At 60.3% G+C, this 23,265-nt stretch carries 19 protein-coding genes and 1 tRNA gene; 11 read left to right on the top strand and 9 right to left on the bottom strand.

The features are described 5' to 3' along the window. Window positions 1-36 precede the first annotated feature (36 nt). Both FHT29_RS09020 and FHT29_RS09025 read right to left on the bottom strand, forming a co-directional pair. The gene (locus tag FHT29_RS09020) at window positions 37-1,281 is read right to left on the bottom strand and encodes a hypothetical protein (protein ID WP_052212125.1); all 1,245 of its coding nucleotides are present in this window, start codon (window positions 1,279-1,281) and stop codon (window positions 37-39) included. A gap of 205 nt (window positions 1,282-1,486) precedes the next feature. Further along, window positions 1,487-2,566, bottom strand: coding sequence for a glycoside hydrolase family 5 protein (locus tag FHT29_RS09025; protein WP_047556374.1), 1,080 nt, complete (start codon window positions 2,564-2,566; stop codon window positions 1,487-1,489). Between the two features lie 195 nt (window positions 2,567-2,761). Between FHT29_RS09025 and FHT29_RS09030 the strand changes: the two genes are divergently transcribed. Further along, window positions 2,762-4,447, top strand: a complete 1,686-nt coding sequence (locus FHT29_RS09030; protein ID WP_047556372.1) for a GumC family protein — start codon at window positions 2,762-2,764, stop codon at window positions 4,445-4,447. A gap of 214 nt (window positions 4,448-4,661) precedes the next feature. Then, the gene (locus FHT29_RS09035; RefSeq protein ID WP_037197147.1) at window positions 4,662-6,644 is read left to right on the top strand and encodes a nucleoside-diphosphate sugar epimerase/dehydratase; all 1,983 of its coding nucleotides are present in this window, start codon (window positions 4,662-4,664) and stop codon (window positions 6,642-6,644) included. Window positions 6,645-6,704: 60 nt separating this feature from the next. On the opposite strand, the gene FHT29_RS09040 is transcribed toward FHT29_RS09035, so the two are convergent. Beyond that, a complete protein-coding gene (locus tag FHT29_RS09040) occupies window positions 6,705-7,586 on the bottom strand; it encodes a glycosyltransferase family 25 protein (protein ID WP_246703015.1) in 882 nt (293 codons plus the stop codon). A gap of 245 nt (window positions 7,587-7,831) precedes the next feature. Between FHT29_RS09040 and FHT29_RS09045 the strand changes: the two genes are divergently transcribed. From FHT29_RS09045 to ugpC, 6 genes are all read left to right on the top strand, one after another. Continuing rightward, complete coding sequence (locus FHT29_RS09045; protein WP_047556371.1) at window positions 7,832-8,164, top strand: hypothetical protein; 333 nt, start codon at window positions 7,832-7,834, stop codon at window positions 8,162-8,164. Window positions 8,165-8,358: 194 nt separating this feature from the next. Further along, on the top strand, window positions 8,359-9,519 hold the full coding sequence (locus FHT29_RS09050) for a Gfo/Idh/MocA family oxidoreductase (protein WP_037197150.1): 1,161 nt from the start codon (window positions 8,359-8,361) through the stop codon (window positions 9,517-9,519). Between the two features lie 13 nt (window positions 9,520-9,532). Continuing rightward, the gene (locus FHT29_RS09055; protein ID WP_037197151.1) at window positions 9,533-10,417 is read left to right on the top strand and encodes a sugar ABC transporter permease; all 885 of its coding nucleotides are present in this window, start codon (window positions 9,533-9,535) and stop codon (window positions 10,415-10,417) included. Continuing rightward, window positions 10,414-11,271 (top strand): carbohydrate ABC transporter permease, encoded by an 858-nt coding sequence (locus FHT29_RS09060; protein WP_034514198.1) that lies wholly within the window; start codon window positions 10,414-10,416, stop codon window positions 11,269-11,271. The genes FHT29_RS09055 and FHT29_RS09060 overlap by 4 nt, the downstream gene beginning before the upstream one ends. Window positions 11,272-11,306: 35 nt before the next feature. Next, window positions 11,307-12,536, top strand: a complete 1,230-nt coding sequence (locus FHT29_RS09065) for an ABC transporter substrate-binding protein (protein WP_037197153.1) — start codon at window positions 11,307-11,309, stop codon at window positions 12,534-12,536. Between the two features lie 84 nt (window positions 12,537-12,620). Continuing rightward, window positions 12,621-13,754: a sn-glycerol-3-phosphate ABC transporter ATP-binding protein UgpC gene (ugpC, locus tag FHT29_RS09070; RefSeq protein WP_047556367.1), complete on the top strand. Its 1,134-nt coding sequence runs from the start codon at window positions 12,621-12,623 to the stop codon at window positions 13,752-13,754. Between the two features lie 204 nt (window positions 13,755-13,958). Here ugpC and FHT29_RS09075 read toward each other — a convergent pair whose 3' ends face one another. The 3 genes from FHT29_RS09075 to FHT29_RS09085 are packed head-to-tail and all read right to left on the bottom strand — an operon-like array spanning window position 13,959 to window position 17,036. Beyond that, window positions 13,959-15,062 carry a D-TA family PLP-dependent enzyme gene (locus FHT29_RS09075; protein ID WP_047556440.1) on the bottom strand — a complete coding sequence of 368 codons (1,104 nt, stop codon included), beginning with the start codon at window positions 15,060-15,062 and terminating at the stop codon, window positions 13,959-13,961. A gap of 1 nt (window position 15,063) precedes the next feature. After that, on the bottom strand, window positions 15,064-16,539 hold the full coding sequence (locus tag FHT29_RS09080) for a M81 family metallopeptidase (RefSeq protein WP_168599600.1): 1,476 nt from the start codon (window positions 16,537-16,539) through the stop codon (window positions 15,064-15,066). An 11-nt stretch (window positions 16,540-16,550) separates the two neighbouring features. Then, entirely contained in the window at window positions 16,551-17,036 is a 486-nt protein-coding gene (locus tag FHT29_RS09085; protein WP_168599684.1) for a hypothetical protein, read from the bottom strand. A gap of 277 nt (window positions 17,037-17,313) precedes the next feature. Between FHT29_RS09085 and FHT29_RS09090 the strand changes: the two genes are divergently transcribed. The 3 genes from FHT29_RS09090 (at window position 17,314) to FHT29_RS09100 (ending at window position 21,038) form a co-directional block, all read left to right on the top strand. Then, on the top strand, window positions 17,314-18,177 hold the full coding sequence (locus FHT29_RS09090; protein ID WP_168599601.1) for a MurR/RpiR family transcriptional regulator: 864 nt from the start codon (window positions 17,314-17,316) through the stop codon (window positions 18,175-18,177). A 23-nt stretch (window positions 18,178-18,200) separates the two neighbouring features. Beyond that, on the top strand, window positions 18,201-18,977 hold the full coding sequence (locus tag FHT29_RS09095) for an SDR family oxidoreductase (protein WP_047556364.1): 777 nt from the start codon (window positions 18,201-18,203) through the stop codon (window positions 18,975-18,977). A gap of 141 nt (window positions 18,978-19,118) precedes the next feature. Next, window positions 19,119-21,038, top strand: a complete 1,920-nt coding sequence (locus tag FHT29_RS09100; RefSeq protein WP_168599602.1) for a beta-N-acetylhexosaminidase — start codon at window positions 19,119-19,121, stop codon at window positions 21,036-21,038. Between the two features lie 145 nt (window positions 21,039-21,183). Here FHT29_RS09100 and FHT29_RS09105 read toward each other — a convergent pair whose 3' ends face one another. The 3 genes from FHT29_RS09105 to FHT29_RS09115 all read right to left on the bottom strand — a co-directional run bounded on the left by FHT29_RS09105 (window position 21,184) and on the right by FHT29_RS09115 (window position 23,199). Further along, window positions 21,184-21,366, bottom strand: coding sequence for a hypothetical protein (locus tag FHT29_RS09105; protein WP_037197161.1), 183 nt, complete (start codon window positions 21,364-21,366; stop codon window positions 21,184-21,186). Window positions 21,367-21,598: 232 nt separating this feature from the next. Then, a tRNA-Leu gene (locus FHT29_RS09110) sits at window positions 21,599-21,685 on the bottom strand. Window positions 21,686-21,777: 92 nt separating this feature from the next. Continuing rightward, window positions 21,778-23,199: a phosphomannomutase gene (locus FHT29_RS09115; RefSeq protein ID WP_210255428.1), complete on the bottom strand. Its 1,422-nt coding sequence runs from the start codon at window positions 23,197-23,199 to the stop codon at window positions 21,778-21,780. Window positions 23,200-23,265: the final 66 nt, after the last annotated feature.

A 23,265-nucleotide genomic window follows, 5' to 3' on the forward strand; every position in this document is an offset into this window, starting at 1 on the left:
CGATCCTCACGCGGCCGTTGCCGACGTGAATGGTCGTCAGCCCGGCACTCTACTTTCATTTAGGTTTTCCGACTGCACCCGAACGGCGCGCGGGTTGTCGGAAACACGCATGTAACCGACGAGCAGCCAGAGCAGCCCGGCGATCTTGATGGAAAAGATCGCCGTACCGCCGATCATCATATTCAGAAAAATGAAAAGAGAGAGTGAATGCGCACAGCGTCTTTGCGCCGCCGTCCTTCCGGCCGGATAGAGGCAGACGAAGAGCCAGAAGACGATGAGGCCGAAAATCGTCGATCCGTAGATGAGATAGACATAGCCGCTGTCGGCAAATTCGCCGATACGTGAGATCGACAGGCCGAGTATTGCCTGGATGTCGAGGTCCAGCATCTTCTTGATCGTGACCCCGATGCGCCCGGTGAAATTGTCGCCAACCTCGTCCGGCTTCATGAAATGCACGAAGAAGCCGATGAGGATAATGACCGGCATCAGCGTCAGATTGAATGCCTTCGGGATTTTCGGAAACAGAAAATAGCCTCCGATGCTGACGCAGGAAAAAATCAGCATCGTGCGGGTGTCATTGGTGAGCAGGATCAAAAGCACAGTCGAGATGCACAGCGCCTTTTCAAGGAGGGCGAGCTTCGGCCAGAAGGAGAGCAGGTAGATGACGATGACGCCGCAGAAATTGGCGAGCGACACCTGTTCCAGGAAGATCGATGACGAGCGGTGATCGATGAGGCCGAAGGAGAAGCGCCCCTGGAAGCCGAGGGCATTGGCGAAAAGGCCGGTCGAGTTGAAGCTCACCTGCTTGATGCCGCGCGTATTCTCGAAATATTCGCCGGGATGGAACAGGCTGACATAAAAGGGCGTGCTGACGATTTCGCAGACGAGAAACAACAGCACTGCTGTGCAGGCGATCCGGAAAGCGAGCTTCACCGTTCTCTCGCTCGCCCAGCTGCCGATGCCGGCAAACGCGAAGATGATCAGAATGTTGCGGAACTGGTCGATGAAGGTCAGGCGGTTGAAGACGATGATGTAGATCGTGATGACCAGCGCGAAGCCGAGAAACAGGACGATCGGCAGGTCTTCCTCGTAAATCCCCTTCTTCAGGATGAAAGCCACGCTGGAGATCATCATCAGACCCTCGCACAGCACGACGTGCGAGATCGAGAGCGGCATGATATTGTGGTTGATATAGGCGAGGATGCAGTTGTAGAGCACCGAAAACAGCGTGATCGCCAGGATCGGATAATCGATACGCTGTTTGTCTGTGAGGCTTCTCATCTGTCGTCCACGACTGCCGCATGCTTTGGCTGTCACAACGATAGCAGTCCCGTGATTCGTGACAAAGCTCTAACCGCTGGAGCAATTCCGGGAAAAGCGCGTAGCGGTTTTCCGTCCGGATGTGCTGGAAAACAAGGAACTGGAGCGGCTCAGACTTTCAGTGAAAAGCCGAACCAGCTTGCTCCGGTCGCGGAAGTTCAGCCGATCAGCCGGCCGGCTTGACGGCTGTGCAGCCAGGCGCCAAGGGTGTTTTCTTGCCGACTGCCGCCGTGATCGTCTTCATTTGCGGCCGGTCCTTGCCGTTGCGTGGCTGCACGTTCATCGGCTCCTCTGGCGGCCACCATTCGCCCGCTGCCCAATAGCTCCAGCCGAGCCAAACATCGCTATTGTCGGCCATGATGCCGAAAACGGCCTTCAACCCGTCGAGGCAAGGCTGTGTGCCGGGCACGCCGAATTCGCCAAGAAAGCCGCGCTTGCCGTTGTTGCGTAGCCAGTCCGTGACATCGAGCAATCCCTGTCGCGCACTGTCGCTGCCATCGCATGCCGGATGCGTCCCGGAACTGTCTGCATCGAGATACTGATGGAATTCGAAGGCGTAGAAATCGAGCGGATCTTTGACCCCAAGCATGACGGTGCCGTTGGCGCCGCCGCCCAGCACGTCGGTAGACCAGCTATGCGCCCCCGTCCAGTTCGTGCCGGGGACGAGAATGAGGTTGCGTGCCCCAACCGTGCGGATGCTGCGAATGGCCGTATTGGCCGCCTCCAGCCAGTCGGGCGCCCTGATGTCGTGCGGCTCGTTCATCAGTCCGAAGATGACGCCCTTGCGATTGGCGAATTCGATGGCGAGTCGTGCCCAGAAATCGCCGAAGGCAAGATCCGTTGCCGGTGCTTGCGTTACCTGGGTCTTGTCGTAGTAGCCGAAATTGTGTGGGTCGAGAACCACGGCCATGTCGTGCTTCTGGATGAGGTCGACGGCCTCCTTCAAGCGCTGCATTTCCGCTCTGTCGAAAGGCTGGCCGAGCACAGGCTGCAGCCGCTCCCAGCGGAAAGGCAGGCGCACGACGTTCATGCCCTTGCTCGCGAAATAACCGACCGTCTCCTCGGATGGGTAGGTGTAGTTGACATTGGCCACGCCGTCGCGCTCGCCGTACTCCGCGCCGGAAAGATTGACACCCCGATAGCAGAGCTGCGTCGCGGCAAAACCGCTGTCTGCCTGCACCGCTGCGGCCAGCATGACCGTCCCGGCCAGCAGGCGGCGCAGAAATTCCGTCATCGATCCCGTCATTGCACGTTCCTGTTGTCCACGAGAATACGTCACTCTCATAAGGGCTACGGTATTGAATAATGATGAAGGGGCGGACCGAACCGGCGCCTGCATGGCGACTTCCTGGGAGTGTCCTTAATGTTCCGTTAGCCAAACATTTCTAAACTCTCGGCATCTGCTGCGTGGAATCGGCCTGCGGAGCATTGAAAGTCTGACATGAGCTCAATGGAACAAAGCAGGAGAGCGAACCGACTTGCGGGTTGGCGCGGTACGCAGCCGTCTGACGCGCAGCGCGACGGTCTGCGTCTGCGCAGTCCGGTATTACGTCCGCGCGACTTCGTCGCCGAAGCAGAGGCCGACACATCATCGGAACCAGTCGATCAGGCCAGCAGCAACAACTCCGCGCCCAGGCAGATGCCGGACCGGCACGAGCTTCAAAAGGAAGCGACGCCGCCACTAACTGTCGAGCCGTTGGCTGTCGCCGCCGCGCAGCTCACGGAACCGGCAACCGTTGCCGTACCGCCGGTCGCTCCGCAACCGGGGCCGATACCTGCGGCAGATACGCCATTGATCGATCTGCGCTCCGCCATTCGCTCGATCTGGGCAAAGAAGTTTCTGGTTCTCGCCTTGGCGGTGGTCTGCGCCGTGCTGGGCGCTGCCGTTATTCCGCTCATCCCGCAGAAATTCTCAGCCGAGACCAGTCTTTATTTCGATCCTCGGCCCACCGGAGGCGCCGATTCCTCGCAGCAGGCGCCGACGGCTCCCGAACTGATCACGACGATGATCGACAGCCAGACGCAGATCCTGTCTTCGGGTAGGGTGTTGGGCCGCGTCGTAGACGCCTTGAAGCTCGATCAGGATCCGCAGTTCGATGGCGGCGCCACCGGCGAGGCAGCGAAATACATAGCGACGGCAACCCTGTCGAAGGCAGTGCAGATCGCTCGCGAATCGAGCACCTATGTCGTAACAGCGAAGGTGACGACGCGCGATCCGCAGAAATCGGCAAAGATCGCCAACCAGCTCGTTTCCTCCTTCATCGAGGAAGAGAGCGGAGCTGCTGCGAAGAGCTTCAAGACAAGCAACAGCGCGCTGGACAGCAGGCTTGACGATCTGCGCCAGCAGGTGCTTTCAGCTGAAAAAGCGGTAGAGGCTTATCGCGCCGACAATGACATGGTTGCTGTCGAGGGCAATCTGATCTCCGACAAGCGCCTGACGGCGCTGAACGACATGCTGGTGACCGCCCAGCAGAGGACGATCGAGGCCAAGGCGCGGGCGGATGCGGCCGGCAAGCTGAGCTTCGAGGATGTCGTCGCCAACAACCCCAACAACCCTGCCGGCGGCACGGCATCGACGGCGCTGAGCAGCCTGCGCCAACAATATGCGACGCTTGCCGCCAATGTCGGCAGCCTGCAGAGCCAGCTGGGTGCCCGCCATCCCCGCCTGCTCGCGGCGAAATCCGCGCTGGAAATCCTCGCCGCGGAAATACGGAGCGAATTGCAGCGACAGATGACATCGGCGCGCGCCGACTATGAGCAGGCGCAGGGGACCGAGCAGGATATTGCCAAGGAGCTGGCGGTGCAGAAAGCATCGCAGGTCAATACGTCGGGCAAGCTCGTCGGCCTGAACGAATTGCAGCGCAAGGCCACCGCTACCCGCGATCTCTACGAGTCGCTTCTCAAGCGATCCGGCCAGAGCAGCGATGCGCAGGACCTGTCGCAGAGCAATATTCGCGTGATTTCCGAGGCTGAACCGCCACTAACTGCGGATGGCCCGGCTCGGAAAGTGATGATGATAGCTGGATTGATCGCCGGCGCAATGTTCGGCGCAGGTCTTGGCATGACCTTCGCCATTCTCCTCGGCCTGTTCCGGCATCCCGTGATCCGCAGCTATCTGGCCAAGTGAACCTTATTGATCTTTTTCCGCCTTCCGCCTCTTCAATATCGGGGATGCAATTGTGCGCCGGCTGTTCTAGATGTAAATCGGCGCTGGGAATGATTGAATTTTACTAATGAAGGCATGATGCAATCATCATGCGTCATGTGGCTACATTGTGAGACGATCTATGCGAGAGAAGCGGTGCGCTGTTCCGATGACCGGCGCCAGGGGAAACTGACCAATGGTGCCCGCGGATAAGCTCGTTCTGCCGTTCCTGGCACTGCCGCGCTCCACCAAACGTGCGCTCGCGCTGCTGGTCGACGCCAGCCTTTGTGTGCTGACTGTTTGGTTTGCCTATTGTCTGCGCCTTGACGATTGGGTCATCCTGCAAGGCGTCGAATGGCTGCCGGCCATCGTCTCCCTCCTTGTTGCCATCCCCATCTTCATCGTCCTTGGTCTCTATCGCGCCATTTTCCGATATGCGGGCCTTTCGGCTTTCGTGACGGTTCTCAAGGCGGTGGCCATCTACGCGCTGGCCTTCATGACGATTTTTACCGCGATCAGCGTGCCGGGTGTGCCGCGCACGGTCGGCATCTTGCAGCCGCTGCTGCTGCTGATCGCTATCGGCTTGTCGCGCATGTGGACGCGCTATTGGCTCGGCAATGCCTATCAGCGGCTCTTGAACCGCAATCAGCTCGCCAAGGTGCTGATCTACGGCGCCGGCGCTTCGGGTCGCCAGCTCGCGGGCGCTCTTGCCAACAGCGCCGAGCTGAATGTCGTCGGCTATCTCGATGACGATCGCAACCTGCAGGGCAGCATCATGGGCGGCCTGCCGATCTATGATCCGACCGACCTGCCGGCGCTTGCGGTTACCAGCGAGATCAAGGGCGTGCTGCTGGCCTTGCCGAACGCGACGCGGCAACGCCGCAACGAAATCCTCGAAGATATGCGCAAGGCTCGCGTCACCGTGCGCACCATGCCGGATTTGACGGCGCTCGCGCAGGGCCGTGTCGCGGTCTCCGACCTGCGCGAACTCGATATCGAGGATCTGCTCGGCCGCAACGTGATTGTCCCCGACCGCGCGCTGATCGAGAAGAACATCCGAGGCAAGGTCGTCATGGTGACCGGTGCCGGCGGCTCGATCGGCAGCGAACTTTGCCGCCAGATCCTGAAGAACGGCCCATCCTCCCTGCTGCTGGTTGAGCAGAATGAATTCGGGCTCTACGCCATTCACGGCGAACTTGAAAAATCGGCTGCATCCGCAGAACCCGCCGATGTCCGCATCATCCCCTTCCTCGCATCCGTCCGGGACGGCCAGCGCATCAGGCAGATCATGGAGGCATGGCGGCCGAAAACCGTCTATCACGCCGCCGCCTATAAGCACGTGCCGCTTGTCGAGTACAATCCCGCCGAAGGCATCCGCAACAACGTGCTGGGCACGTTGATCACGGCCCAGGCGGCGCGTGACTATGGCGTCGACGATTTCGTCCTCATCAGCACGGACAAGGCCGTCCGTCCCACCAACATCATGGGCGCGAGCAAACGGCTGGCGGAGATGGTGCTGCAGGCGATGGACGCCGGTCGCAAACCCGGTGTCGCCAGCACCAATTTCTCCATGGTCCGCTTCGGCAACGTGCTTGGCTCATCCGGCTCGGTCGTGCCGCTGTTTCGTCAGCAGATCCGCGACGGCGGCCCGATCACGCTGACGCATCCCGACATCACCCGTTATTTCATGACCATTCCCGAGGCCTCGCAGCTGGTGATCCAGGCCGGTGCGATGTCGGGTGGCGGCGATGTCTTTCTGCTTGATATGGGCGAGCCGGTACGCATCGCCGATCTAGCCCGCCGTATGGTGGAATTGTCCGGTCTGACGGTTAGGGACGAGGATGAGCCCGATGGCGATATCGAGCTGGAGATCACCGGCTTGAGGCCCGGCGAAAAGCTTTTCGAAGAATTGCTGATCGGCGACAACCCGCAGCCGACGAGCCATCCGCGCATCATGCAGGCCAAGGAGGATTTTTTGGCCTGGCCGGAACTGTCGAAGCGACTTACGGCGCTGGAGGCGGCACTGGACGAGAACGACATACCCCTGGCACGGACAATGCTGCAAAAGCTGGTGTCCGGTTATGCGCCGAGCAGTGAAGTTGTCGATCTGGTTTACCGCGAACGTGAAACGGACCTCGCCGTCGTTCAGCCGAATCTCGACAACGTCGCGCCGCTGTAGGGCAGTTCCAGGAAAAGTGCGCGGTGGTTTTCCGTCCGCAATTGCGCAACCGCTCCGGCGTCAGCGTTCGCTGATGCCCGTCTCCCGCTTGACCTTGATGGCATAGCGCCAGCGATGCAGCTGATCGCATGTGCGGAACCAGTGTGCGGTTGCCCGTAGCAGGAAATGTCGCTTCACGGCGCGATAGTGCACACGCTTGCCGATCGTCGTATCGGAGCGGTACGGGCTGAAATCCGCAATATTTTCGAGCGTTGCAAATGTCTCGACGCCGGTGGACCAGCCGCGCTCAAGAGCGACGTCATACGGAAGGAGCATGGGCTTCAGCGTAATGAGCAGCTTCTTGGCGGCCTTTCGATTGACGATGTAGCAGGCGGCGGATCCTTGTGGGCCGTGCATGCAGCGTCCGACAATATCGCTTTCGGCGGTCTCCGAGATCGGTTTGAAGCCGACCAGGCGATGATTGACCAGCTTGACGAGGCGTGCGCCGTTGACACACTCCATGGCGGCAATCGCACGCGGGATCAGCCTTTCGTTCAGCTCGACGTCATCCTCCATGATGATGGCCATCTTGTCGCCGCTGGCGACGAATTGCTGGAGGGCAAGCAGGTGGCTGCGATAACAGCCATATTCGCCGGGCAGCAGCTTGCGGCCGTTATGGTAGATGAACGATTTCTGGTGAAAATCGGCGCGATCCCTCTCCGCGACCGTACGACCGTCGATAGCCGGAATTCGCGTGATATTCAGGTCGTAGTCCATGGCCTGGCCGCACAATCTCTCCCAGCGCTCACGCGAGCGATCGAGATTGATGACATAGATGCGAACTTGCTGCGCGCTCTCGGCAACAATGAAGGGATCGCCGGTCGGAGGAATACGACTAATCCGTTCGAGAATGACTGTTACTCCTACAAACAGAAATCGCGTTGGCGGGAATGAAGAATGCAAGATCTATACTATATAACATGCTTATCACTTGTCGCAAATGCCTGATGCACGTGGATGTTGCATTTTGAGATAAAAGCATTTTGTTTGGTGTAACGTCTCGTGAACGGTTCCCTGCCGGGATGGATATTGCCCGCCGGACGCGATTTTGCGGACCTGCCCGTTGGCGCCCGGCATCCGCTTCACTATATCTGATTGACGCGGCGCACGGTCGTGGCGTCCGCATCGGTGAAGGACGATAGCAATTCATGTGGACCAGATCGAAAATCGTCATTGTTGCTCTGTTCCTCGCAGGCCTCATGCCCGCGACCGGCTTTGCCGACAACCCGCTTCTCCCTAAGCCATATGTCCGCCCCGTCTATCCTTACAGGAACCTGCCTGGTGTAACTGAGCCCAAAATGGCGGCCGACGAGAAATTTCAATGCCGCACGACCACCTTGTATCCGGATGACTTCATTAGGGGCTATTTCTACCGAGGCCTCCCGCGCCTGGGTTATGTTTGCGAGCAGGACGGCGTTACTTCCAGCAGCACCAGAAAGCCGAACTACAAGTATTGGCAATATAACGAACCTGACAGATAACGCCATTGCCATGCCGAAATAAGCAGCAATGCGATGAAATGAGGCGCAGCATCTTCCGATAGGGCTGCGCATTTTTAGGCGGTCATCTGAAAATAAATTTCATGTTTTCGAGTAAATGCGCGAACGTCGTTGACGAATGCGAAAATTTGTCCCAATCTTACGAAAATAAATTACGTAGTGGGAACTGAAAAAGCATGCGAGTTGGAATCATTGGGCTGGGATTCCGCCTGGGATATCTGGGCTATGTCTTCAAGGCGATTGATGAAAGCTTCGAGATCGCCGGATATGTCGATCCGGAGCCGGCGGGTCTGCCGGGCTTGATCGAAAAGGGCATTTCCGCCGGAAAGGCCTATGCCACTCCCCAGGAGCTGATCGCCAACGAAAAGTTCGATCTGTTGATGATCGGCTCGCCGAACCATATGCACCTCGACCATATTCGCATCGGGCTTGAGGCCGGCCTCAAGATCTTCTGCGAAAAGCCGATCGTCACCACCATCAAGGACAGCATCGAGCTTGCCCGGCTGATGGCGAAATATGGCCATGAGAGGCTGATGGTCGGTCTCGTCCTGCGCTATTCGCCCATGTATCGCGATCTGCTGGTCGCGCAGGCCGAGGGAAAGCTTGGCCACGTCGTTTCCATCGAGGCGTCCGAACATATCGAGCCCTATCACGGCGCCTTCTTCATGCGCGACTGGCGCCGCTACGAGCATTATTCCGGCAGCTTCATGCTGGAGAAATGCTGCCACGACCTCGATCTCTATAATGGCGTGGTCGGCGCGCGTCCGGAGAGGGTCGCAAGCTTCGGCGGGCGCAAGAGCTTCATTCCGGAAAACGATCCGGCCAGGGAAGGCATCAACGACCTAGAGCTTTTCCATCGCAAGCCGAGCGGCTGGATGGGATCGGACAAGGTCTTCGACAGCGATGGCGACATAATCGATTACCAGGTGGCGATCGTCGAATACGCCAACGGCGTCGGCATGAACTTTCACACCAATCTCAACGTACCGGACCAGTTCCGTCGCTTCGCCATCATGGGTTCGCGCGGCATGGCGGAAGGCGACTTCATTCGCGGCTATTTCAACGTCCATGAGATGCTGACCGGCAACAAGGTGGTCGAAAAGACCTATGCGACGCGCACAGCGCTTTCGCAGCACTACGGTGCCGACGAGCAGATGGCGGCCGATATCATCTCGCATGTCAAATCGGGGCAGCACCTGCCGGTCTCGACCTTGAATGCGCTGGAGGCAGGCATCCTGGCGCTTTCGATGGATGAGGCACGCATGAAGCGAACCGTCGTGGATCTCCGACCGATATGGGACGAGTTCGACGAAGCGCTCTATTCACGAGCAGCCTAGGGAGGGGCGCAAGATGGGTGTTCAACGCAGCACAATCATCTTCGCCTGGGTCCTGCTTTTTCCGGCTCTCCTTTACGTCACCATCATCGTCGCCTATCCATTGGTCGACACCATAATCCTGTCCTTCACCGACGCCTCGTTGAAGCGGGTGACGAACTGGGTCGGCTTCGAGAACTACGGCAAGATCTTCAACGATACATTCGCATCGGTGATCGTCCGCACGTTCATCTGGACGTTCTTTTCCGTGTCGATCAAGATGATCATCGGCACCCTGGGCGCGAGCATGTTGAATGCGGCGGTTCCTGGGCGTGCCCTCTTCCGGGTGCTGACCATGCCGCCCTGGATCGTGCCCATGGCGATCGGCATCTTCATGTGGGGCTGGATGTATAACGGCCAGTTCGGCATGATTTCCGGCCTACTGCAGCGCTTCGGCATCGTCGACAGTCCGGTTGCGTTTCTTGCCTATGGCAGCACGGCCTTCTGGGCGACGATCGTCACCGACGTCTGGATCGGCGTACCGATGGTGACGCTTTATATGCTGGCGGCCATGCAGGCGATCCCGCAGGATCTCTATGAAGCCGCCTGGACCGACGGTGCCGGCCGGTTCTATCGCTTCCGCCGCATCACGCTGCCGCTCCTGGTGCCCTCTCTGGTCACCATGTCGATGCTGTCGCTGATTTCGACGTTCAACTCCTTCGACATCATTTGGATCTTGACCCGCGGCGGCCCGAACGGCGAGACGACGACGATGATCATCGACACCTATCGCACGGCGATCGGATCTTACAAATACGGGGAAGGTGCTGCGCGCGCGGTGCTGATCTGCATCTTCCTGTCGCTTTTCTGCCTTGCCTATTTCCGCCTCACCAGCCGCTTTTCCACAGGAGCCAAGCGATGAGCCAGCCCGCGATGATCAATCGTTACAAATGGTATGAGCTCATCGGCATCTATGCCGGAATCCTGCTGTTCCTCACCTTCGTCCTGGCGCCCTTCATCGAAGGGTTCCTGGTCTCGCTCAAGCCGCTCAGCCAGCTTTTTTCATCGCCTTACCGCTTCATCCCCGAGCACGGGTCCTTCGATGCCTATCGCACGATGTGGACCAGCGTGCCGGGCTTCGGCTGGTATATCTTCAACTCGTTCCTGATCTCCGGTTCGATCACCATCATCGTGCTGATCCTCGTGGTGCCGGCCGCCTATGCCTTCGCCCGGTTCGAGTTCAGGGGCGCCGGCCTGTTGCTCGGCGCCTTTCTGGCCGTCAAGATGTTCTCCGGCGCCGTTCTTCTGATCCCGCTGTTCCGGCTCATGCGCTCCTTCGGCGTGCTCAATACCTATTTCGCCATGATCATACCCGGCGTGGCCTTCATCATACCCACGGGCATCTGGCTGCTGCACACCTATATCAGGCGCATTCCCCGCGAACTCGACGAGGCCGCCTATGTCGATGGCGCGAGCCAGCTCTACACGCTGCGCCGCGTCATTCTGCCGATCGCCATGCCTGGTATCACTGTGGTTGCGATTTCTTCCTTCATCGAGGCCTATGCGCAGCAGTTCATCTATGCGCTCACCTTCAATTCGAAAACGGAATACATGCCGTTGCCGGTTGGGCTGTTTGCCTATTTCGGCCGGCAGGAGGTCGTCTGGAACGAACTCATGGCTGCAAGCTTCGTCGGCATCGCGCCGGCGCTGGTCGTGATCTTCTTCCTGCAACGGTATCTCGTCAGCGGTCTGACCGCCGGCGCGGTGAAGCAATAAAACCAATCAAACACCAGAGAAACGGGAGCTTAAACGTGACATTCCATTTCAAAACGGGGCTGGTTGCCCTTGCTTTGCTTGGCTCCACCGCGCTCGGCGCTGTGACTGCCCATGCTGCCGACAAGGAAATCAGCTGGATCTATTGCGGCGACAAGATCGACCCGATCCATGAGAAATATATCAAGGCATGGGAAGACAAGAATCCGGGTTGGGCGGTCAAGCCCGAAGTCGTCGGCTGGGAACAGTGCCAGGACAAGGCGACGACGCTTGCCGCAGCCGGCACGCCGGTCGCCATGGCCTATGTCGGCTCGCGCACGCTCAAGGAGTTCGCGGAGAACGACCTCATCGTTCCTATTCCGATGACGGACGATGAGAAGAAGACATATTATCCGGGTATCGTCGGTACCGTTACCTCCGGTGGCCAGCAGTGGGGCGTGCCGATCGCCTTCTCGACCAAGGCGCTCTACTGGAACAAGGACCTTTTCAAGCAGGCCGGTCTCGATCCGGAGAAGCCGCCGACCACCTGGGCTGAAGAAATCGCCGACGCCAAGACGATCAAGGAAAAGACGGGTATCCCCGGCTACGGCCTCTCGGCCAAGACCTTCGACAACACCATGCACCAGTTCCTCCATTGGGTTTACACCAACAACGGCAAGGTGATCGACGGCGACAAGATCGTGCTCGATAGCCCTGAAGTGCTGGCCGCCCTTCAGGCCTACAAGGACATCACGCCTTACTCCGTCGAAGGACCGACTGCTTACGAGCAGAACGAAATGCGCGCCATCTTCCTGGACGGCAAAGTCGGCATGCTTCAGGCGGGCTCGGGCGCTGCCTATCGCCTGAAGGAAACGAAGATCAACTGGGGCGTCGCACCGTTGCCGCTCGGCCCGGCGGCCAAGGGCCAGGGCACGTTGCTCATCACCGACAGCCTTGCCGTCTTCAAGGGCAGCGGCGTCGAGGACAAGGCGATCGAATTTGCGAAGTTCATCACATCGCCCGGTCCGCAGGGCGAATATGAGCTGCAGGGCGGCGCCGGTCTCACGCCTTTGCGTCCGTCTCCGATGGTCGATGAGTTCGAGAAGAAGGATCCCTTCTGGAAGCCGTTCATCGACGGCATCAGCTATGGTGGTCCCGAGCCGCTGTTCAAGGACTATAAGGGCTTCCAGAATGTGATGATCGAGATGGTCCAGTCGGTCGTAACAGGCAAGGCCGAGCCGGCGGATGCCCTGAAGAAGGCAGCTGCCAATCTCGAGCAGTACAAATAAGATCGCAAATCGCCGGGCCGCGCGCATCGCGCGCGGCCTTTCGAGCCCTGCACGCACAATGGCGGCGCCGCGCGGAGACAGAGTTTGGGAAAGCTGCACCTTAATCAGGTCAAGAAATTCTATGGTCATTTCGAGGTCATCAAAGGCGTCGAGCTCGACGTCACGGACGGTGAATTCATCGTCTTCGTCGGGCCGTCCGGTTGCGGCAAGTCGACCCTGCTGCGGATGATCGCCGGCCTCGACGAGGTGACCAGTGGCGACATCCTGATCGACGGCGCTCGCGTCAACGATCTGCCGCCCGTCAAGCGCGGCATTGCCATGGTGTTCCAGTCCTATGCTCTCTATCCGCATATGTCGGTGTTCGAGAACATCGCCTTCCCCTTGCGTGTGGAGAAGATGCCGGAGGACAAGCTCAAGGCCAAGGTCGCGCATGCCGCCCGCATTTTGCATCTGGAGCAGCGCCTGCAGCAGAAGCCGGGCAATTTGTCCGGTGGCCAGCGCCAGCGCGTCGCCATCGGCCGCGCGATCGTCCGCGAGCCGAAGATCTTCCTCTTCGACGAACCCCTGTCGAACCTCGACGCCGCTCTGCGCGCCGACATGCGCATCGAGCTGGCGAAGCTGCATCACCAGCTGCAGGCGACGATGATCTACGTCACCCACGACCAGGTCGAAGCCATGACCATGGCCGACCGGATCGTCGTCCTCAATGCCGGCGAGATATCGCAGGTCGGCGAGCCGCTGGAGCTTTATCACAAGCCGGCGAATACATTCGTCGCCCGGTTCATCGGCAATCCCAAGATGAACTTCCTGCCCGTGACCTGCACTGATGTCAGCGAGGCCGGCGTGGAAATAGACTATAAGGGCCAGAAGGCGCTGTTGCCGGTGACGCCGCGCCAGGGCGCGGTCGGCAAGGCGCTGACGCTCGGCATACGGCCGGAGCATGTCCAGCTCGGTGGCGGCGAGCTGACATTGACCATCGTGCCGACCGTCGTCGAACATCTGGGTGCGCAGACTGTTGCCTACGCCGCCGCCGAGGGTGTCGACGAGAATTTTTGCGCCACGCTGCCGGGCAGCGTCGCCATCCGCCTGGAGGCACCGCTCAAGACCGGCATCCGTATCGCCGATTGCCATCTGTTCGATGAAAGCGGCATGGCCTTCGAGCGCAGGGTGGAACTGACCGATATCGACATGGAATTGCTGAATTCTGCGGCTTCCTAAGGGAAGCGGCTGCCATCTCGGGCCCACTTGTCCTTCGAGGCTCTACCCTGTGGGCTGCGTACCTCAGAATGAGGGGAGCGGGCCAGCGCTGTGACAAAATAGCAGTCGAGCGATTAACTTTCCCGTCGCCGGACGGGAAAGGATCAGTTCTCCTGGTGAGGTGCGTAGATCGCGAGGCATGAAGGCGGGTTGCTGCTGAAGCCGTTACCAAACCAGGCCGCGCGCAGCCACATCCTCGACGCGCGTGACGATACCGTCGCGGTGAAACACCATCTGATCGAACAGGTTGGACACGACGCAGGTATGGTTGGGGATGATGCGGATCTTGTCGCCGATCTGCGGGCGCGGACCGGTGCAATTGGATAGATCGATGACGCCGTGTTCTTCCGAAAGGCCCTTGATCACGGCTTCCGGGTAGCCGACCACCTGGCCGTAATCCGCAAAGCCGAGGAGATCGGAGGTAAGAGCCTTCGAGCCGGCATCGATAACGGCGCGGTCTTCCGTCGGCCGCGAGACGACGGTGGCGAGAATATGCATGGCGCAGTCCTCCTCGCGGCAATGGCCTGCCCGCACCATCGACCTGTCGTTGTAGATATAGGTTCCGGCGCGATGCTCGGTGGCCGCCGTCACGAGATGCGCTTCGAACAGGCTTGGCGTGCCGCCGTTGCTGACGATCGGGCATTCGATGTTCTCGCCCTTCAGCAACGCGACGGCTTCGGCGAGGAACGCCTGTGTTCCGGCAGCATTGTTCGGCTTCGGATAGCTCATCAAGCCGCCGAAGACGAGGCCCTGTTTGCCGGCGATAAGCTTGCCGAGCGCAGCAGCTTCGGCTGGCGATTGCACGCCGCAGCGCGCGCCGCCGGTGTCGCATTCCACCAGCACGGTCAGCGGTCTGCGTTCGGCGAACCAGGCGGAGAGCCCGTCGACGGTGACGGTGTTGTCGGCTACGACCTTCAAGCCGGAAATGCGATCGTTCAAGGCCGAGAGGCGAACGAGCTTTTCGGGGCCGAGAATGTTGAAGGTGATCAGGATATCCTCGAAACCCGCATCGGCGAAGGCTTCCGCCTCGGTGATCTTCTGGCAATTGATACCCTTGGCGCCGGCGGCCATCTGGGCGCGCGCCAGCGCGGGAATCTTGTGCGTCTTGATATGCGGCCGGAAGTTCAAGCCGTGCGCATCCATGTAGGACTGCACGCGGGCTATATTCGCCGCCAGCCGCTCTTCGTCGATGATCGGACGCGGCGTCGAAATTCCGTCGATCCGGTCGCCGGGCTTGGGGCTGATTTCGAGCGCAATATCATGTGCCATCTCAGGCTTCTTTCCGTTTTTCCACATGAGGATCGGCCACCATCGGCCAGATATCTTTCCGCGCGCGGCGATAGGGCGTGCGGGCCGGATTGTTCGGATAGGGCGTTCCGGCGGAGCAGTAAAGGATCTCCGAGGCGATCCTGGAGAAGGACGCGTAGAAATGATTGGTTGATTTGATGACCAGGATCTTCTTGAGCGTGGAGTCGATGCCCATCACGGAGAAGAGGCTCGGATCGAAACTCTGCGCGCGCGTCGAATTGAGGATGATGTCGATGCCGTCGAGCTGGATATGCGCGGCGTCGCCAAAGGGGGCGAAGCTTTCGCCGAAGCGCATCTCGGCACTGGCGACGAGGCTGATGATCTTGACCAGGCCGTCGATGGGATTGCCCGTGCCAGGCGCCGATTTTGCGCCGAACCGCAGCGGGATTTCCGCGCCTTCGCCGGCCGCCATGCAGATCTGCACCGCCATCGGATCCCAGATCGTGCCGATCGCCGTGTCGGTGGCGCCGCGGTCGAGCAGTTCCTGAAGGATGACGGTCGCATCACCAGCAGTACCGCCGCCGGGATTGTCCCAGAGGTCGGCAATGACGACAGGTCCTGATGTCGCCGCCATGGCCTGGCTCACCGCCTGCTTCTCGTCGATCTGCGGCATGATGAACGTGCCGCGCTTGGAGAACAGCTCCAGCCCAAGCGCACGCGCAATCGCGGAGCCCTTATCCGGCTTGCTGTTGGTCACGACAAGCAGCTTCGTGCCCATCTCAGGCACGTCGCCGGCCATGAAACCATGAATGACCGATATGGACAGGATATTCGCATCGCTCTTTTCCATCGCCATGATCTTGTCGACGAAGGAGCGCATTGGCTCTCGCGATGTCGGAAAGACATCGATCATGCGGCAATCGAACACGGACATGGCAGGCTTTACGCGGCCTTCCAGCGTATCGACGGCAATGCGCCAAAGGTCTTCGGCGCGATCGACGAAATCGGTGTGCGGGAATTCCTTGAAGTAGACGAAGAAATCCGCAGCCGCGACGCGCTTCTCGGTCAGATGGCTGTGCGGGTCGAGTTCGGCGCAGACAAGAATGTCCGGCCCGACGATCTCGCGGATCCGGGACAGCAAGTCACCCTCGGTATCCTCATAGCCGTCCGCAACCATGGCGCCGTGCAGGCCAAGCACCACGGCATCGACCGGCATGGCCGCACGAAGCTGATCGAGGATCTCGTCCCGTAAGTCCTCATAGGTCCGGCGGTTCACCAGGCCGGCAGGATCGGCCCATGCCGCGGTGCCCTCGATCAGGTCCCAACCCTTTTGGGCGGCAACGCGCCGTCCCACAGTGATCGGTGCGGAACAGAGTGTCGGCGTTTCCGGATGCATGCCCGGCGGCGCATAGAGGGAAGCCTCGAAGGCGCGCCGGTCGATACAGATCGGGGAGAAGGTATTCGTCTCGGTCGCGAATGCCGCAGTGAAAATGCGCAATACGGTCGCCTTTATTCCATGGGGTTCGGCAGGTAACCGGTAAAGCCGGAGATCTTCCAGCGCCCCTCATGCAGTCGGCAATAGTAAAGTGTCTGCCATTTCAGCACGTCGATGCCGCCATCCGACTTCTTCAGGCTGCCGTCGAATTTCTTGCGCACCAGCGCCGTGTCGCCTTCGATCTCGATGTCTTCGAGCGTCGTCGTCGTGAAAATGGCGGTACGCGGATCCTCGGCAAAGGATTGGCCGGCGAAGTCGCGCGCCTGGCGCAGCCATTCCTCGCGATAGGCTGACAGTGTCGGAAAGGCGAGGCGCCACTTGTCGGGGTTGATTTCGCGCCGTCCGTCGATGCCGATGAAGCCCTCCTCGACGAAATCGCCTGCTACCGACGACCAGTCGGCGGCAAGGAAAGCGTCGATGTCACGCGGCACGAGCATCTCCCAGATCGCATGCCTGATGGTATCGCTGGCAGGGAAGGGATTCTGGAAGGGATCACGCATTGTATCGGCCGTCATTTAAATTCTTTTCATAATCCACGATTTTCACTGGTCAAATTCTGCTTTCTATGGTCACTTGTCAACGCATCAAGAAAATAATTTGCAGGAATCGCATGATGTCCATCAAGCGTTATGGTTCCGGCCAGAGAAGAGCAGGCGGCGAGCCGCAACCGCTCTTGCGCCATGTTTTGGCCCGATGATGGATAACCGGATTGAGATGGATTGCGTCGCTCATTAAGTATCGGACGTTCTTAAGCGCAGCAACGCAAAGGGGGAGCTGATGGATATCTTCACGACCATGCAGGAGGAGAGGGGGCGGCTTTCACAATCGGAAATCCGGATCGCCGATATCGTCCTCGGTGACTTCGAATTCGCTGTTAACGCTTCCATCATCGAGCTGGCCGGCAAGGCGGATGTCTCGCCGCCGACCGTCACCCGCTTCTGCCGCCGTCTCGGCTGCGAAAGCTTCTCCGATTTCAAGGTGCAGCTTGCGCGCACGGCCTATGTCGGCATGCGCTATCTCAAGCCAGAGCCGAAGAGCATCGCCCCGGCCGATGTCGCCCAGGACATCATCACCAAGGCGCAGAATGCGCTCTTCCTGCTGCACCGCGGGCTCGATGTCGCGGCCATCGAACAGGCGGCCAATCGGCTCGCCGGCGCCGAGATGATCTACGCCTTCGGCTCCGGCGGCAATTCCTCGATGATCGCCAGCGAGATGCAGAACCGTCTGTTCCGGCTCGGCCTGCGCATCACCGCAAGCTCCGACCACAGCATGCAGCTGATGATGGCTGCGGCCGCCAAGCCGACGGATGTGCTGATCGGTTCGTCTTTTTCCGGCCGCAACGCCGAGCTCGTGCGCGCCTTCACGCTGGCGCGCGAGGCCAAGGTGCCGACCATTGCGCTGACGCAGAGCGGAAGCCCGGTGGCGCACGTCGCCGACATCACGGTGCCGGTCGATTTGCCGGAAGGCGAGAATATCTATCGACCGACATCGACGCGCATCGCATATGTGGCCGTTCTCGACATTCTCGCCAGCCTCGTCGCATACCGCATCCAGCCGCAGGCCACGGTGACATTGCGCCGTATCAAACAGCAGCTCGTCACCCATCGCGACGGCGATGATCGCCAGCTTCTCGGGGACTAGGATTTCATCAAGGGAACAGAGACATGAGCAGATCGGTAGCCATCGTCACCGGGGCCGCGGGCGATATCGGCCGCGCCATCGCCAAGCGCCTGGCGGATGACCACGATGTCATCCTGCTCGTCGATATCGACGAGGCTGCCGCGCAAAAGGCGGCGGAGGCGTTGGGCACCGCAGAGCGCTTCGTTGCGTTCAAGGCGGATATAACAAGCGAAGCCGATACCGCCGAGATGGCGAAGGCTACGGCTCGGCTCGGCACGCTGAGGACGCTGGTCAATAATGCCGGGGCTGCCCGCGCCGTCAGTCTGCACGATACGACGCCCGAGATCTGGCGCGCCGACAATGCCCTCAATCTGGAAGCGGCGTTTCTCTGCTTCCGCGCTGTCGAGGACATGTTGAAGGCTTCGAAAGGGTCGCTGGTCAACATCGCCTCCGTCAACGGCCTGGCGGTCTTCGGCCACCCGGCCTATAGCGCCGCCAAGGCGGGGCTCCTGCATTTCACCCGGCTGGTCGCTGTCGAATACGGCAAGTTCGGCATCCGTGCCAACGCGGTGGCACCCGGCACGGTGCGCACGCAGGCATGGGAAAAGCGCGCCGCCGCAAATCCGAATGTCTTCGAGGAAGCAAAGCGCTGGTATGCGCTGCAGCGCGTCGTCGACCCGGTCGATGTCGCCAATGCGGTTTCCTTCCTGGCAAGCCCGCTCGCCGCCGCCATTACCGGCGTCTGCCTGCCGGTCGATTGCGGGTTGACTGCGGGGCAGGCCGAGCTCGCCCACACATTCTCACAATCCGATCACTACTAGAGTCGGATGATTTTAGGTCTGTTCGACCTAAAATCTGAATCCGCTCTAGAATCAAAGAGGTAGAGCATGATGTCGTCCGAAAAACCGCTTACACTTTTCGGCATCATGCTCTGAACGCGCGTCGCCAAAGAGGGAACAAAGATGCAGCCGGCTTCCTTTCATCTCGAAAACACCTGGTCTCCCGAGGGAGGAAAGCATGGTCGACTGACCCTGACGCTTTTCAATTTCTCGGATGCGCCGCTCGCGAATTTCCGCCTTGCCTATACGACACTAACGCGCGTCGTCGATCCAGAGGCCTGCGACAATGCCATCTTCGTCCGCCGCAACGCCAATTTCCATGAGTTCGCCCCACCGGCAGGCTTTTCCGTAGGTCCCGGAGAGAGCTGGACGTTCAGTGTCTCCGCCCTTCACCGGGTCGCGCGGCATTGCACCGACGGTGCCAAATCAGCCTATGTGACGCTGGCGGATGGCAGCCATGTCACCGTCTTCACGTCGGACCTCCTGCTCGAAGGCCGCGTCAGCGAGCCGCCGCCGGTGCTGTTGCCGGAGGGCAGGCTGGAGCTTCCCTTCGCCATCCAACCATGGCCGGCGACGATCGATGTCGAGCCGGGCGAAGACTTCCCGGTTGCGCTCTATCCCGCAAAGGGCACGGATGCTGCAAGCGTGAAGGCGCTCGCCACGGCGCAGGCGCTGTTCCGCCGGCTGTTTCCCGCCAATCACATTCCCTTCAGCCTCATCGCCGCGCCGCAGGGCAGGGTGCTGCGCTTCGTCGATCGGCCGGTGCTCGCGCGCGAAGCCTATGAGCTTACCTTCTCCGGCGATGAGGTCGTGCTCGCCTATTCGGCCGATGCCGGCCGCCTCTACGGCCTGACGACGCTGGCGCAGCTTCTGGACGGCGCGCGACGCGAACCCGGCAAGTTCCGCTTCCCGATTTCGGGCGAGATCGCCGACCAACCGCGTTACGGCTGGCGCGGCTGCCATCTCGACGTATCCAGGCAGTTTACCCCCAAGGCGGATGTCCTGCGCCTGCTCGACATTCTCGCCTGGCTGAAGCTCAATATCTTCCACTGGCACCTGACGGACGACGAGGCCTGGCGGCTGGAGATCCGGGCCTATCCGCAGCTGACATCGACCGGCGTGCTGCGCGGACCCGATGAGCCGTTGCTGCCGCAGCTCGGAAACGCCGCCGAGCCCGTAGGCGGTTTCTATTCGCAGGATGATGTGCGCGAGATCGTCGCCCATGCCCTGGCGCTCGGCATCGAGGTCGTGCCTGAGGTCGATATTCCCGGCCATAGCACCGCCACCCTTGTTGCCCTGCCTGACCTGACGGATGGGCAGGAAGCGCCGGACAGCTATCATTCCGTCCAGGGCTTTCCGAACAACGCATTGAACCCCGCCATCGAGCCGACCTACGAATTCCTCGGCAAGGTCTTCGACGAAATGGTCGAGCTCTTCCCTTCCGAATATATCCATATTGGCGGCGACGAGGTCGCCAACGGTTCCTGGCTCGCTTCGCCCCTGGCGCGCAAGCTGATGGAGAAGGAAGGCATATCGGGCACCTTTGCGCTGCAATCCTATTTCCTGAAGCGCATCAAGGCCATGCTGACCGAGCGCGGCCGCAAGCTTGCCGGCTGGAACGAAGTCGCCCATGGCGGCGGTGTCGGTGCCGAAGGCACGCTGCTGATGGCCTGGGAAAAACCCGAGGTCGGCATCGAGCTTGCGCGCGAAGGCTATGAGGTCGTCATGACCCCGGGCCAGGCCTATTATCTCGACATGGTGCAGGCCGACGCGTGGCAGGAGCCCGGTGCCAGCTGGGCCGGCACGGTGCCGCCGGCCCATACCTATGCCTACGAGGCGGAGGGTGATTTCCCGGATGAACTGAAGCACCTCATGAAGGGTGTGCAGGCCTGCATCTGGCAGGAGAATTTCATCTCGCGTGATTACTTCAATCGTCTGGTCTTCCCACGCCTGCCGGCCGTTGCCGAGGCCGCATGGACGCCGAAGGCGCAAAAGGACTGGCTGCGCTTTGCCGCCATCGTCCCGCTCAGCCCGAAGCTCTAGCGCAGACCACTTGGGGGTGAGGCGTTCTTATTCAATGTCTCACCGTGTTCGAAGCTGCCGAAAGAAACTTTCGGCGGCTTTTTCATGCCTGGAATGAGGTGACAAATGACGGCCGGCAAAGCCAAAATTGCTTCATTTCGCCAGGTTACCCGGCCCGCGCCGCGGTGACGTCAGTCGGGAATACCCCAACCCAGGCCAATACGGCGATGGCCGTGATGACAAGCAGATACCACATGGTCAGATAATCCCCGACCAGCCTCCTGTTCAACGCGGCAAAGAGAAGAGCGACGCTGAAGGCAAGCCAGAGGAGGTTGCAGATATGGTCCATTTTATTGTTCCCCTTATTGGTCTGTCCCTCCCTTTGCGGGAGGTTAACCAGATGGGGGACCGAGAGGTAGTTCCGTAGCGGGATGGAGGGTTGCGCAAAGTGGGGGACGAGGGCGCGTGGGTGACGCGTGAGCAGGCCCAGACGCAATGTTGCTACCCTCTGTTACAGAGCAGCAAATATGCAAATTATTGTGCAGGACTAAGTGTTTGATCTTGGCAGTGATCAAATGGAATGGTGCCCAGAAGAGGACTCGAACCTCCACACCCTTTCGGGTACCAGCACCTGAAGCTGGCGCGTCTACCAATTCCGCCATCTGGGCGACGGACACGCATGTAAGGGGGTGGCCGTCTGGTGTCAACAGGGTTTTTGAAGTTTTCGTGTCAATCTGGAAAAAAGCGGTTGAAGCCCGGGTCAGACCCGGGCTGCCGCCCACGCGGTGATCAGGCCAAGTCCCTGTTCCAGCAGGGCCTTTGCCTCGCTTTCGCTTCCGGCTTCGACATAGCAGCGCATTTCCGGCGCGTTTCCGGAGGGGCGGAAATGAATGATTCGGCCGTCCACAAGCGTTACCCGCAGCCCGTCTATGTCGCTCTTCGATGTCACCCCTGCAATGGGGCTAAGGAAGTCCGCGAGATTGGCGTCGGAAGCGCGCAAATAGGCCATCAGCGCGGCGCTGGTTTCCACAGGGAAATTCTCCAGACGGTCGGCGGCGGCAAAGGGCAGGCGATAGCCGTCGGCCACGGCGGAGAGCGGTTTCTTCGCCTGTGCGGCGGCATAGAGCGACGCGAGGATCGGCAGGAAGCTGTCGCGTGTCGGCAGGGCGTCGAAGGGCTTGCCCGCGACGGTGAAGCGGCTCGCCGTCAGCGTGCCGCCATTGGCCTCGAAACCCATGACATTGGCCTTGCCGGCGGCAACGGCTTCGTCCATGCCGGCGATCACATAAGGCGAGCCGACGCGGGTGCGGGTGACCGCATAGGAGCCGGCGGCTTCGATGCCGGAATTGGAGGTGATCGGGGTCACCACGACCTCGGCGCCGAGGAAGTTCGCGGCGATGAGGCCGAGCAGATCGCCGCGCAGCGGCTCGCCGGTTTCATCCGCGACAAGCGGCCGGTCGCCATCGCCATCAGCCGAGACGATGGCATCCAGCCCGTGCTCCGGCGCCCAGCCCTTCAGCAGCCGGATGGTATCGGCGGAAACGGCCTCGGTATCGACCGGAATGAAGCTCTCGGAGCGGCCGAGCGGCACCACGCGAGCGCCGTAATGGGCAAGCACCTGGCCGAAGAGGTCGCGGGCGACCGTGCTATGCTGATAGACGCCGATGGTGAGGCCTGCGAGGCTGCCTGCGGGAAGCAGACCCTTGTTGCGTTCCAGGAACAGCGCTTCGGTCTCCGCCGTGCGATTTTCGGCACTGCCTGATGTCTCGTCGATGAGCGTGTCGATGATCGCGGTTGCTTCCGCGCTGATCGCCAGCTCGTCCTGCTTGTCGATCTCGCCGTCCGGCCGGTAGAATTTGATGCCGTTGCGATCGGCGGGGATATGCGAGCCGGTGATCATCAGCGAGGCGGCTTTGAGCTGCAGCCCGTAAAGCGCCAGCGCGGGGGTCGGCAGCGCGCCGCAATCGATCGGCGTCAGACCGGCGCGCTTCAGGGCGCCGATGCAGGTGGCCGAAATGGCAGGGCTCGACTCGCGGAAGTCGCGGCCGACGAGAATGAGGTCGCCGGGCTTGGCATGGCCGCTCTTCAACAGGTGGTGGGCAAAGGCGGTCGCATAGAGGGCGGATGCCCGTCCGATGAGGTCGACGGACAGGCCGCGAAGGCCGCTGGTGCCAAATTTCAAGCTGCTCACGGGCAATCTCCTCGGAATGATTGCGCTGTTATGGCGCAAGCCGTCTTAAGGATCAAC

It is taken from the genome of Rhizobium sp. SG741, assembly GCF_012275435.1.
In the GTDB taxonomy this organism is placed as follows: Bacteria; Pseudomonadota; Alphaproteobacteria; order Rhizobiales; family Rhizobiaceae; genus Rhizobium; species Rhizobium lusitanum.

Coding starts and splice junctions, on each gene's coding strand:
- FHT29_RS09020 (WP_052212125.1), bottom strand. CDS start 1,281: ATGAGAAGCCTCACAGACAAACAGCGTATCGATTATCCGATCCTGGCG.
- FHT29_RS09025 (WP_047556374.1), bottom strand. CDS start 2,566: ATGACGGGATCGATGACGGAATTTCTGCGCCGCCTGCTGGCCGGGACG.
- FHT29_RS09030 (WP_047556372.1), top strand. CDS start 2,762: ATGAGCTCAATGGAACAAAGCAGGAGAGCGAACCGACTTGCGGGTTGG.
- FHT29_RS09035 (WP_037197147.1), top strand. CDS start 4,662: ATGGTGCCCGCGGATAAGCTCGTTCTGCCGTTCCTGGCACTGCCGCGC.
- FHT29_RS09045 (WP_047556371.1), top strand. CDS start 7,832: ATGTGGACCAGATCGAAAATCGTCATTGTTGCTCTGTTCCTCGCAGGC.
- FHT29_RS09050 (WP_037197150.1), top strand. CDS start 8,359: ATGCGAGTTGGAATCATTGGGCTGGGATTCCGCCTGGGATATCTGGGC.
- FHT29_RS09055 (WP_037197151.1), top strand. CDS start 9,533: ATGGGTGTTCAACGCAGCACAATCATCTTCGCCTGGGTCCTGCTTTTT.
- FHT29_RS09060 (WP_034514198.1), top strand. CDS start 10,414: ATGAGCCAGCCCGCGATGATCAATCGTTACAAATGGTATGAGCTCATC.
- FHT29_RS09075 (WP_047556440.1), bottom strand. CDS start 15,062: ATGGCACATGATATTGCGCTCGAAATCAGCCCCAAGCCCGGCGACCGG.
- FHT29_RS09085 (WP_168599684.1), bottom strand. CDS start 17,036: ATGCGTGATCCCTTCCAGAATCCCTTCCCTGCCAGCGATACCATCAGG.
- FHT29_RS09090 (WP_168599601.1), top strand. CDS start 17,314: ATGGATATCTTCACGACCATGCAGGAGGAGAGGGGGCGGCTTTCACAA.
- FHT29_RS09095 (WP_047556364.1), top strand. CDS start 18,201: ATGAGCAGATCGGTAGCCATCGTCACCGGGGCCGCGGGCGATATCGGC.
- FHT29_RS09100 (WP_168599602.1), top strand. CDS start 19,119: ATGCAGCCGGCTTCCTTTCATCTCGAAAACACCTGGTCTCCCGAGGGA.
- FHT29_RS09105 (WP_037197161.1), bottom strand. CDS start 21,366: ATGGACCATATCTGCAACCTCCTCTGGCTTGCCTTCAGCGTCGCTCTT.